A 12,121-nucleotide genomic window follows, 5' to 3' on the forward strand; every position below is an offset into this window, starting at 1 on the left:
AACGGCAGCGACACGCAGAACTGGGGGCGATGATTCAGAACTCGCGCACCGCGACAGGTCACGCGCGAGCGTCCGGTTGGACCGGGCGCTGGGTGCTTCTGTGGTTGGCCGTTCTGGCCGGGCCGTTCGCGGTTGTGCCGAACGCGCACGCCGACCCCCGCGCCTGGATCGCGACCCAGCTCGACGGTCGCTGGCAGGTCGGGACCAACTGCGCCCCCTGCCGGCCACTCGCCCAGTCGCTCGAGCAGGCCTACAACAACGCCGCTGTGCTCCAGCAGCGTTTCCGCAACGCGCTCATCGCGGCCCGTGACATCCAAGCCCGGGCCAACGCGAATCCTGACGACCCTGCGGCGCAGCGCGCGGCACGCAAGGCCAACGGCGATGCGCTGGCCATCCAGAACCAGCTGTTCCGCATCGAGGGGTTGGTCGAGCAACTCGAGCGTCAGCTATCGGACTGCGAGAAACAGTGCGGTATCGAGGGGCCTGGCGAGGGCGGCCAGACCTTCCGTTTCAGTCCCTCCGGACACAACGAATTCAACGGCTGGCATGTGCCAGTCGAACTCCCGGGGGACGCGAGCCGCGCGGCCGGCGTTCCGGGTACGCCGCCACCGCCGCGCGCATTGACGCAGCTGAACCTCACCACCGACTGCGCGGCGTGCAACCAGATCGTCGCCGAGGCCAACGAATGGCTGCGCGTCCAGCGCGTGATCCACAACGCCTGGATCAACAGCCTGAGCGATGCGGAGAAAAACCAGATCGACATCGGCGGTTCACACTGGCCGATGTACCGCAACTACAGCGCGCGCCTGTGGGGGCAGTGGCAGAATTTCAAGTCCGCGTTGCGGAGCTGCGAATTACGCAATTGCGGGAGGTTGGGTGGTCTGGGCCTGTTATTGGGCGGGATACCGAATGACCTGTTGCAGCTGGTGAGCACGAACTGCGCTCCGTGCCGCGATCTGGCCCGCGAGATCAATTCCCTGATCAGTTTCATCCAGCTCGACTACGATCCGGACGAATTCTGGGACGACCCGCCCCCACACGAGATGCGCGACGAACTCGAGCGGCTGCGGGCGCTGCTTGCGGCCTGCGAACGGCGCCGCTGCCCGCCGCCGACCACGCCCGGCGGGGCGCTGACACCGGGTGGTGCGACCACGCCAGGCAGTGGTTCGACACCGGGTGGCGCCGGCGGCAGCGTGAACCCGGGCGGCTCGAAATCCGGCGGCGGCTCGACCGGCAAGGACCACGGCTTTTATCTGGGCCCGAAACTCGGTTACGACTATGCCTATGGCCTGCGCGCGGACTACCTCGACCAGCGCGAGGACAAGCCGCCGGTGATCCGCTACACCTCGCCCACCATCGCCGGCTTTTCGCTGGGCACCTCGTGGGGCGAGGAAGACGGCTGGGATAAGGCGCTGCGCTACGCCGAGGACTTCGGCACCTTCCGGGTCAAGACCGAATCCGTGCGCGGCATCAACGGTTTCAACCAGTTCGATTCTTGGGGCATTCAGGACCGCTTCGCGCACCCGCCGCCGTTCTCCGGCAGCGGCTCCGGCGGTTCGAGCGGCAGTTCCGGCATTTCGACGAGTTCCAGCGGCGGATCGTCCTCTTCGAGCAGCAGCTCGGGCAGCAGCTCCGGCAGCAGCAGTTCCAGCGGCAGTTCGAGCAGCAGTTCGGGTGGATCGTCGGGCATCGGCATGACGCCGTTCGGCGGCAGCTACAACACCGTCTGCACGGCTGCACCGGGCAATCCGCACAGCGCATTCGACGAGTTCGGCCAGCAGACGAGCTTCACGCTCAATGTGCAGATCTCGGGCTCGCTGCTGAGCCTGAGCGGCTCGGCCGCGTTCGGCTCGAAGACCGGCAATCTGAACAACGGGCAGTTCACGGCCTCCGGCGTGAACACGGTGGCGGGATTCCAGAACGTCTCGACCTACAGCATGGGGCAGTTCCAGGCCAACGGTGTGAACACGATCGAGTTCGCCGAACATCGTGGCTGGAATATGGAGCTTCCCGGCGGTCAGCCGTCGTCCTACAACTGCCTGGGTACGCAATTTTGAACGCGCTGGGGCGAATTCTCGGGCTTGCCGCGCTGGCCGCAGCGTTTGCCGCGCATGCCAGCGAGTTCCGCATGCTGAACCCGATCGCGCAGCCGGAGGTGCTGCCCGAGGGCGCCATTGCGGTCGATCGCATTCGTCCGGTCTCGCCACGCGTGATCGAAAAGGCCGTCGACAATCTCATGGCCGCATGGAACACCGCGCAGCTCGGCGAGCTGATCAGCGACCGCTTCTACGACAAGGACCGCCTGCTCGACAACATCGCGGCCTTCGTTCCGCGCGATGCGACGGTGCGGGTGCTCGGCGTGCAGTCTTCCGATACCGTCAGCCAGTACATTCTGCCGAACCAGCTTGATCCGAACCGCGCCATGCGGATCAGCAAGGTCGTGGTGAACGTGCGCACGCAGGTCGAGTACACGGACGCGAACGGGCAGTTGCAGCGCCTCGATGGCCTGAACGAATACACCTTCGAGGTTGAACAGCGGTTGCGCAAGAAATGAGCCACTCGCGCACCGTCGCCGGCGTTTTTTTCGCTGCCGCGCTTGCGGGGCCGGCTGCCGCGTGGTCGCCAAGCGAGCTGTTCGGCGATGCGCTCGGTGAGTGGGACATCCGCGGGACGAACACCGCGCGCATCGAGTACTACGAGAACCACGGCGATACCTCGCAAAGCCCGTATCCGCATGAGGGCAGGCAGCTCTACGACGAGTTCGACATCAGCTTTGCACGGCGCTTCTCGCGTTACGAGAACGTCTTTGCCCATGTCAGCGGCGTGCTCAACGATTCCGAATACCGCGCACCGGACGAGGGCATCGTGCCCGAGCGCATGTCGCTGCGCTGGGAAAAGGGCGACGCCGCCGTGCCGTTTCGGGCGGAGTTCGGCGACTACTACGGCTACCTGAGCTATCGCACCCTGCAGCGCTCGCTGAAAGGTGTGCAGGTCGACCTGCAGCCGAGTTTTGACGCAGCGTCGACCATGCGTCATTCGATCCTGCTGCTGGCCGGCATGGATCAGCCGTTCTGGCGCGAGGTCAACGTCGATGAAAACGCCTACCTCGCCGCGTCCTGGCTCGTGGAAGACCCGAAGCTCGGCCGCTTCAGCGCGAACACCGTGCACAACACGCGCAGCACCGCCGCCGGTGATCTCGAACAGTGGGTGCAGACCTTCGCGGGCGAACACGAATTCCGTTTCGACCGGCACCGGCTGACGGTCGAGGGCGAACTCGGTTATTTCAACGGCGAACACACGACGCCGGGTGACGATGAATCCGGCATCGGCTGGTTCCTCGAGGCACGCGGCCAGCACGGCCGTCAGTTCACCTATCGCCTGCGCCACGAGGACTACGACGGCGACTACCGGCCGACCGGCGCGGTCATCAGCTATGACCGGCGTTCGAACGAGGCGCATGTCGGCTGGCGGTTCAACCAGGGGCTGCAACTGCGTGGACGCTGGCAGCAGTGGATCGATTTCAACGACAGCGCAGATTCGCAGACCACCGACACCATTGGCCTGAACCTGACCGGACCGTTCGGCGCCGGGTTGACCGGCAGCCTGCAGGCGTTCCGGCAGGAGATCGACAACGACACCAACACCGTCCAGCGCGACACCGATTCGGTGCAGCTCGATCTGGCCCGGGCGTTCGGTGGCGGCTGGCTCGGACGGCTGGCGTTGCTGTATCAGGATGTCGACGACCGCACCGCGACGAACGCCGACAGCGAGACCCGCCAGGTGCACGTGAGCGCGAGCCATGCGGTGCGTTACGGGCGCGTGACCGGGCAGTTCACCCCGGGCCTCCTGTATCGCGATGTCGATGCGACCACGGGCGACAGCGAGGACTGGAACCCGACGCTGAACCTGCAACTCGCCGCCGGCGCGCACAGCCTGGGCGTGAGCTACGGGTATCTGTCGCAGAATCGCGATGCATCGGGTGATCTGGTCACGCAGACCGCGGCACTCGACTACCGCTTCACGACCGGTCCGCACACCTTCGGCGTCGAGGCGAATCTGTTCGATCGCTGGATCGACGGTCCGGCGGATGTCGACGCCTGGCGCGTGGGTCTGTTCTGGACCTTCCGCTTCGACAAGCCCGCGCTCGGCGCCGCCAGGCCCGGCGCGCTGGCCGCGACGTTTGCGCCGTCGACCGGTGCGCTGCCCGACGGTGTGCGCCTGCTGGCCGGACTGGCGCCAGGCGAACGCATGGCGCGCGCGACCGGGCGTCTGACCGAGGCCGGTTATGGCGCGCCGCTCGAACTCGTCGACGCGGTGACCTACGACGCGGTGGTCCTGCCCGCGATCGACCAGCGTCAGCGGCTGGTGCTGGAGCGCCGTGGTCCGATCGTCGAGCGCAGCGCGCTGGTGATCGATCTCGATCCGAACGGTGGCCCGGACAATGCCGCGCAGACCTTCGAGCGGGTGCGCGAGACGCTGATCGAGACCTACGGCCGACCGGGCCGCACGCTCGATGACGGCGAGTTCTCGGCCGAGTTTGTTGCCGATGTGAACGCGGGTCGCCTGACGCGCGTCAGCGACTGGAACTTCGCCGACGGCGTGCTGCGTCTGGGTATTCCGCGTCGTCTCGATGGCGCCGTGCGCATCGAAGTGCAGCATGCGCGTTCGCTGCCGCCGCCGACCGAGCCGCTGTGGAGCATCGAGTCTGTGCCGTAACGGCCCGCCAGCCAACGCAGATCGCGCGACTGGCGGCTAGACTCAGAAGACAAGACTCCGGCGCACGCTGGAGTTCCGCGACCGACTGGAGGTGCATCCATGCGGGCACCACGCAATGCAATTCGCCGCGCCGCCACTGTCGTGGCCAGCGTTCTGTTGCTCGGCCCGACACTCGCAGTGGCCGGCAGCATTTCGGGCGATCTGGAAAGACACCTGGATGTCATCGCCCAGAAGCTCACCGAGTCCGGCCTTTCCGAACTGGTCACGCGCGACCGTGATCTCTCGCGCACCGAGCGTGACGAGATCGTTCGCGCCCGTGACGCGCTGACCGACTGGCTGTCGGGTCCGACCTTCGGTGGCGACAAACTCGGCGACATCGAACGAGCCAACGATGAGCGTGAAAAAAACGGTGCGACCACGCGCACCTCTGTGAGCTGGACACCACCGAACGGCGAGATCCATCTGCATCTGTCAAATGATTACGAATGCGGTACCGGGCTGCGGCAGGTCCGTATCGTGCTGCGGATTTCAATCGCCGGGCCTGATGCGCGCGGTCGTTACCAGGTGAACCGCATTGAGGAGATGCGTGTCACGCGAGTCTATTGCGATCGTTCGCGCGTGACGGCGGAAAGTCGGCTGTTTACGACCGGGGCTGGGCAGCTCGCGGTCAGGGCAACGCCGCGGGAGGCGGACCCACAGGCCCAATCCGAGCGCGAACGCCAGCAGGCAGCGGCAGCGGCGGAGGCGCGACAACTCGCCGCGGATGTCGAGTACGAGCGCCAGCGCAAGGCCGACGAAGCGCGCCGTCAGCGCGACGCGCAACAGGCCCGTGATCGTGTGCGCCAGCAGGCCATTGAAGCGCGTAATCAGAAGTGTCAGCAGTGCGAGGAACTCAAGCGCCAGCTTGCCGCCGCCCGCGGCCGCCTGCAGCGGGTCGAGGGCGACATGACGGCGAAGGATGCCGAGGTCAACGCCAAGAACGCCGAGATCGGCCGTGTGCGCGGGCAGATCGCCGCGCTCGAAGGTCAGCTTTCGGCAACGACCGGCGACTGGGCCGAGTCGACCGATCCGCGCACGGGGGTGCGCATCCGCTCGGTCGGCAATGCCGACGGTAGCCATACGATCTATCGCTGGGATGCCCGCGGCCGTCCGATCGGCGAGCCCGAGCGCGTGGACACCGGCAATCGCGAACGCTTGCAGCAGCGCCTCGCGGGCCTGCGCACAACGCTGCAACGGCTTACCGGCGAACGTGATCGATTGGCCGCCGAGTGGCGACGTCTGCGTGACCGGCGCCACGAGATTCGCGACGAGATCGGTCGGCTGGAACGCGAACTGGCGGAGTGCATGCGCAGTTGCGACAAACAGTCGCGCGACCTCGGGATGCGCGCGCCCTACAACACGCCCATCGATCGCGGCACCGCGATGGCCCCGGCTGACGGCTGGGTCGAGGAGTCCGAAGATGCGCAGATTGCACTCCTCGGTACGCAGCAACGCGGCGGCGAGAATCCGTTTGCCGCTGGCAGTGTCGGACAGGGACCGACCCTGCGCGGTGTCCAGCCCGAACCGCGCGAACCGGTCATCGGGCCGAAGATTCAGGTGCCGCAGGGCGGCGATCCGAACCTGCGGCAGGAGGCCATCGAGCCTCGCGATACGACCGTGGTGGTCCGTACACCGAGCCCACGCGAGCCCGTCCCGATGCCAATGCCGAGCGATCGGGAGATCATGCTCGCGACGATCTCCGCGTGGACGATCGGGATTGCACACGGCGCCAATTCCAGCGACCTGTGCGCGGCGATGGACTTCCTGTACTCCGCCGCGCTGGCACGCGATCTCATGGGTTCGGTGCTGACCGTGCTGCATACCGATCCCACCGGTCGCAGCCAGACATTGCGCTACCCGCTGCTTTCCCCTGATACGCGCATACTCGCAAAGGCGCGCATCTTCACCTACGGTCTGCACATCATGCGGGTGCTGTCGTTCATAACCCCGACCGGGCAGTCCGTGCAGCTGCGTGGCGAGCTGGAAGGACGCATCCGCGTCGACGCAACGGAGCCTAATCGCCAGGTGTGCTCGCAGTAGTGCGACGCAGGTTTGCGGCAGTCGCACTGGCGTTCGCGACCAGTGCGGGCGCGGTCGTGCCCATCCCCGACGGGGCGGCGCGTGCCTACGCGATGAGCCTGCCGGCCTGCGATGCGGGGTATGAGCCGGTCGCGCGGGAACTCGTGTCGCTGGCCCGGCGCGTTGCGGCGTTCCGCCCCGTGCGGGTGTTCACGCCCGAGGCGTGCAGGCAGCGTTTCGCCGGCATTGCGCACGTCAGCACGCATTGGGCGCAGCCCGATTCACACTGGATTCGCGACTACGCGCCCGTCTGGGTGCGCGACGGCGCGCGGGCTGTACTCGTGGACCTGCCGTACCCGGCCGCCAACGACGACGGCATCCCCGGCCGACTCGGTGCTTTACTGAAACTGCCAGTGAAGACGATCGACGACCGCGCCGTGACGTTTCTCGGCGGTGCGTTCGAGGCCGATCATCTCGCGCGTTGCCTCGTTACCCGCTGGGGCAAGGACTGGCAGAATCAGCTGATGGCCGATCGCGCGCGCGAATGGTTTGGCTGCCGCGCGGTGATCGCACTGGAACCGCTGCCCGGCGAATCCACACGCCACGTGGACATGCACACGCTTCTGCTCGACGACGGGCGCGCCTTTGTCGCCGACTATCCTGACGGTGAGTTGCGCGAGGTCATGCGGCGCAACGCTGCCCGGCTTGCGGCGGCCGGTATTGTGCCGCTCCCCGTCCCGCAGCCAGCGCCGGACGACGGCGTGTACCTGAGCTACGTGAATGCCCTGGTGCTCGGTCGCAACGTGCTGATGCCGGTGTATGGCGACCCGACTACGGATGGCCCGGCCGCCGCCGCGTATCAAGGTGCCGGTTTTCGTGTGATCGGCTCGCCGGCGCGCGAGCTGATCCGTTATGGCGGCGCGCTGCGCTGCTCGACCGCGCCGATCCATGCCGACTGATCCGCGACTGATCGGGGTATTCGGCGGCACGTTCGACCCGGTCCACCGCGGCCACGTCGAGACCGTGCGCGAGTTGCGCGGGAAACTGCGGCTCGATGCCGTGCGGGTCATTCCGCTGCGCGCGCCACCGCATCGGTCGCCACCGCTCGCGTCGGGTGCGGATCGCGTGCGCATGCTGGAACTCGCCTTCGCCGACCTCGACGGCTTCGTGATCGATCCGCGCGAACTCGAACGCGAAGGCACGACCTACACGGTGGACACGCTGCGCGAGTTGCACGCGGAGTTTCCGGACGACCGCTGGGTGCTGATCGTCGGCGCGGATGCGTACGCGGGCCTCGAGACCTGGTCGCGCTGGCGGGAGATTCCGCGGCTCGCGCACCTCGCGGTCATGCAGCGCAACGGCGCGCCGTTGCCCGCTGAGGCCGTGCGCGATGCGTTTGTGCCTGTGACCGATCCGGCTGAGTTGCGCCAACGCGGCAGCGGCCTGCGAATCGAGGTGACCATCACACCCGTGGAGGTTTCGGCGACCGACATCCGTCGCAGGCTCGCAAGCGGCACGACCGCGGAGGAAGAGCTTCCATCCGCGGTCGCGGCCTACATCGCTGAACACGGTTTATACGGTTCAGGCGCTGCTTGAATACAGCGGCTGGTCGGGGACAGGACGCGAGTGGGCCAAGTGGCAAGATCTGTAACGCTCAGCCACGCCGCAAGTCTTGTGGGCAAGGCGCAGTCCGCAGGGAATGGCAGGCCCTTTCCAAGGACCGCGACACAGCCCACGATGCTTGTGGCGCGGCCCTTCGGGAGCGCGACTGGGTGTTGCGTTCCTTGGCAAGGGCGGGGCCATTGCCCGCGAAACGCGCCTTGATTCGCGCTCGCACGGTGACTCTGAGTGTCACAGAACCTTCCACTTGGCCCACTAGGCCCCAGGTTCCTGTGCCTGCTGGCCCTTGTGGTAGGTCGTATAGATGTAGACCGGTGTCGAAATATCCCCGAGCGCCTGGTCGATCACCGGCTTGACCTCGCTCCAGTCGAGCCCACCGACCCCGGTGGCCACCTTCGGTAGCGCCAGCGACGCAATCGCGGATTTCTCCAGCTCATGTCGCAGCCGCTTGAAACAATGGCTCACGTTGCTCAGCGTGGCACGGCCGGGTTTCGCGCCCGGATGGTGCTCGCCTTCCTGCGTCAGCAGGTTATAGATTCGTACACCGCCAACACCGCCCCATTCCCACAGTTCGCCCGGCTGCGGATGGGTCTGGTGTGCGTAGTGACGAAAGTCCTTGACCATGGCCGGCCACATCTCCCGCAACGCGAGTGCCAGACCGGAATCGAAATGGTCGTTCGGCGCCACCCCGTGTGCGATTGCCTGAGCCTTCGTCAACAAGATATCGCCCGTCACTTCATGAATCACGTCGCCTGCTCCGAATGTGGATGAATAACGTCCATCTCAACATCCGGGGAGAGCGTCCGGGATGACGCTGATCAACAAATCGCGAGGGCTTGATTCAACTGGTGTGGCAGGCCGGATGCGGCGAGTGTCCCCGCTGGGACCGGATCTCCGCGGGATTCAATCCGGGGATTGGACTGGCGCTGGTGCGCGGTCGGCGCCGTGCTAGCATTTGCGACTCCCGACTGCGCGGTGTTCACCGATGCGCGAAGGTAATCCCAAAACCGTCCGTCTGCGTGATTACACGCAGCCGCCCTACCGCGTCGCGAGGGTCGAACTGCGCTTCGAACTGGAGTCGCCGGAAACCCGCGTGCACGCGAAGCTCTCGATCCTGGCGGCGCCGCAGACACCGACCGGCGCGCCACTGCGTCTGGACGGCGAAGGTCTGCGACTGGAACGCATCGCCGTGGATGGCCGCTCGCTCGCGCCTTCCGACTACACGCGGGATACGAACGGCCTGACCCTGCACGTGCCGCCCGCGGAGTTCGAGCTCGAGACCGAGGTCACGATCCGCCCGGACGAGAACACCGCGCTCGAGGGCCTGTACCGTTCCGGGCCGAGCTACTGCACGCAGTGCGAGGCCGAAGGGTTCCGGCGCATCACGTTCTATCCGGACCGTCCCGATGTCCTCGCCGTCTATACGACGACGGTGGTGGCCGATCGCCAGGAATGTCCGGTGCTGTTGTCCAATGGCAATCGGGTGGATTCAGGCACGTTGCCGGGTGGTCGGCATTTCGCGACCTGGCACGATCCGTTCCCGAAACCGAGTTATCTGTTCGCGCTCGTCGCCGGTGATCTCGCCGAGGTGCGCGATGTGTTCACGACGCGTTCCGGGCGCAAGGTCGACCTGCATGTCTATGTCGACCCGGGCAACGAGGATCGCGCCAGTCATGCGCTCGCTTCACTGGCACGTTCGATGCGCTGGGACGAGGAGGTCTTCGGCCGCGAATACGATCTGGATATCTACATGATCGTCGCGGTGGACTTCTTCAACATGGGCGCGATGGAGAACAAGGGGTTGAACATCTTCAACTCCAAGTACGTGCTGGCGCGTCCCGATACCGCGACTGACGACGACTACGAGCACATCGAGGGTGTGATCGCGCACGAGTACTTCCACAACTGGTCGGGCAATCGCGTGACCTGCCGCGACTGGTTCCAGCTGAGTCTCAAGGAAGGCTTCACCGTGTTTCGCGACCAGGAATACACGGCCGACCAGACCTCGCGCGCGGTCAAGCGCATCGGCGACGTGCGCCTGCTGCGCAGTCACCAGTTTCCCGAGGATGCCGGCCCCATGGCGCATCCGGTGCGGCCTGATTCGTATGTGGAAATCAATAATTTCTACACCGTGACCGTCTACGAGAAGGGCGCGGAGCTGATCCGCATGCTGCATCGACTGGTCGGCGCCGAAGGCTTCCGGCGCGGCACCGACCTGTATTTCGAGCGACACGACGGCCAGGCCGTGACGACCGATGACTTCGTCGCCGCGATTGCCGATGCGAACGGCGCGGACCTCGCGCAGTTCAAACGCTGGTACACGCAGGCCGGCACGCCGGTCGTGCGGGTGCAGGCGCAATACGATGCCAATACGCGGGAATATCGCCTGGGCTTCGAACAGCACACGCCCGACACGCCGGGCCAGCATCGCAAGCTGCCCCTGCACATGCCGATTGCCGTGGCGCTGCTGGGGCCGGACGGTCTGCCGCGCGCGCTGCGCATGCAGGGTGAATCAACCGCCGGTGCAACCGAGCGTGTGCTTGAGCTGCGCGAGGCGCGTGAGACATTCGTGTTCGTGGATGTCGCGGAGCCGCCCGTGCCTTCGCTGCTGCGCGGTTTCTCGGCGCCGGTGCGGCTCGAATACGAATGTCTGGATGATGAACTCGCCTTTCGTGCGGCACACGATGATGATCCGTTCAACCGCTGGGATGCCGGTCAGCAATATGCCGAACGGCTGTTGCTGCGCGAGATCGAGGACCCGGCGAACTTCGGTGCGCCGCCGGCGGTGTTCATCGAAGGGCTTCGGCGCACTCTGCTGGACAACGCGCTGGATGGTCGGCTGCGCGCCGAGGCGCTGACCCTGCCCGGCGAGGCCTGGCTTGCGGAATGCGTGCGCCCGGTCGATCCGCTCGCGATTCACATCGCGCGGCGGCGGCTGCATCGAACTGTCGCCGACGCACTGGCCGGCAGATTCGCGGAGGTCTGGGCGGCGCTTGCGCCGCGCGGCGCGTATTCGAATGCCCCGGCGGAAATCGCGCGCCGGCGGCTGCGCAATGTCTGTCTCGCATATCTGGTCGACACCGGCGAGCAGGACTGGATCGAGGCCGCGCACACCCAGTTCCGCGATGCCGACAACATGACCGATCAGCTCGCCGCGCTGGAGGCGCTCAGCCACACCGACGTGCCTGAACGCGACGCGGCCCTGGCCGCGTTCCACACGCGCTGGCGGGATGACCCGCTGGTGCTCGACAAGTGGTTCAACGTACAGGCGCGGTCGCAGCGCAGCGACACGTTCGAGGCGGTGCAGGCGCTGGTCGAACATGCGGATTTTGACTATCGCAATCCGAATCGCGTGCGCTCCGTGGTCGGCGCGTTTGCGGCCGGCAACCCCGCGCGATTCCATGCGATCGACGGCGCGCCGTACCGCTGGTTCGCCACACAGATCCTCCAGCTCAACGCAAGCAACCCGCAGATCGCCGCGCGTCTGCTCGGCCCGATCCGCAACTGGCGGCGGCTCGAACCGGTACGCCGGTCGATGGTCGAGGCGCAGTGGCAGCGCATCCTTGCGCACGAGGGCCTGTCACGCGACGTCTACGAGATCGCGTCGAAAAGCCTCGCTGAACCCGCCTGACCCCGCGCGCGCGACGCGCCACGGCGGTGCGCGCCGCACCGTTTTGTAGCGCTATCGCAACACTGTTGTAAATTGACAATTCGCAATGCGGGGGTG

8 protein-coding genes are annotated in these 12,121 nt (G+C 66.3%); 7 read left to right on the top strand and 1 reads right to left on the bottom strand.

The window, feature by feature from the left end; all coding sequences use genetic code 11:
• Positions 1-92: 92 nt before the first annotated feature.
• The 6 genes from KDG50_00420 (at position 93) to nadD (ending at position 8,370) form a co-directional block, all read left to right on the top strand.
• On the top strand, positions 93-2,057 hold the full coding sequence (locus KDG50_00420) for a hypothetical protein (GenBank protein MCB1863866.1): 1,965 nt from the start codon (positions 93-95) through the stop codon (positions 2,055-2,057).
• Positions 2,054-2,554, top strand: a complete 501-nt coding sequence (locus KDG50_00425) for a hypothetical protein (GenBank protein MCB1863867.1) — start codon at positions 2,054-2,056, stop codon at positions 2,552-2,554. The genes KDG50_00420 and KDG50_00425 overlap by 4 nt, the downstream gene beginning before the upstream one ends.
• Positions 2,551-4,716, top strand: coding sequence for a hypothetical protein (locus tag KDG50_00430; protein ID MCB1863868.1), 2,166 nt, complete (start codon positions 2,551-2,553; stop codon positions 4,714-4,716). Before KDG50_00425 ends, KDG50_00430 begins: the two co-directional genes overlap by 4 nt.
• A 99-nt stretch (positions 4,717-4,815) precedes the next feature.
• Entirely contained in the window at positions 4,816-6,795 is a 1,980-nt protein-coding gene (locus KDG50_00435) for a hypothetical protein (GenBank protein MCB1863869.1), read from the top strand.
• Entirely contained in the window at positions 6,795-7,733 is a 939-nt protein-coding gene (locus KDG50_00440) for an agmatine deiminase family protein (GenBank protein MCB1863870.1), read from the top strand. Before KDG50_00435 ends, KDG50_00440 begins: the two co-directional genes overlap by 1 nt.
• Positions 7,723-8,370, top strand: coding sequence for a nicotinate-nucleotide adenylyltransferase (gene nadD / locus KDG50_00445; protein MCB1863871.1), 648 nt, complete (start codon positions 7,723-7,725; stop codon positions 8,368-8,370). The genes KDG50_00440 and nadD overlap by 11 nt, the downstream gene beginning before the upstream one ends.
• A 279-nt stretch (positions 8,371-8,649) precedes the next feature.
• Here nadD and KDG50_00450 read toward each other — a convergent pair whose 3' ends face one another.
• On the bottom strand, positions 8,650-9,141 hold the full coding sequence (locus KDG50_00450; protein MCB1863872.1) for an Appr-1-p processing protein: 492 nt from the start codon (positions 9,139-9,141) through the stop codon (positions 8,650-8,652).
• A 238-nt stretch (positions 9,142-9,379) separates the two neighbouring features.
• On the opposite strand from KDG50_00450, the gene pepN reads away from it, so the two are divergent.
• Entirely contained in the window at positions 9,380-12,025 is a 2,646-nt protein-coding gene (gene pepN, locus KDG50_00455; protein ID MCB1863873.1) for an aminopeptidase N, read from the top strand.
• The last annotated feature ends 96 nt before the right edge of the window (positions 12,026-12,121 follow it).

It is taken from the genome of Chromatiales bacterium (assembly GCA_020445605.1).
Taxonomy (GTDB): Bacteria; Pseudomonadota; Gammaproteobacteria; order JAGRGH01; family JAGRGH01; genus JAGRGH01.

Coding starts and splice junctions, on each gene's coding strand:
- nadD (MCB1863871.1), top strand. CDS start 7,723: ATGCCGACTGATCCGCGACTGATCGGGGTATTCGGCGGCACGTTCGAC.
- KDG50_00435 (MCB1863869.1), top strand. CDS start 4,816: ATGCGGGCACCACGCAATGCAATTCGCCGCGCCGCCACTGTCGTGGCC.
- KDG50_00430 (MCB1863868.1), top strand. CDS start 2,551: ATGAGCCACTCGCGCACCGTCGCCGGCGTTTTTTTCGCTGCCGCGCTT.
- pepN (MCB1863873.1), top strand. CDS start 9,380: ATGCGCGAAGGTAATCCCAAAACCGTCCGTCTGCGTGATTACACGCAG.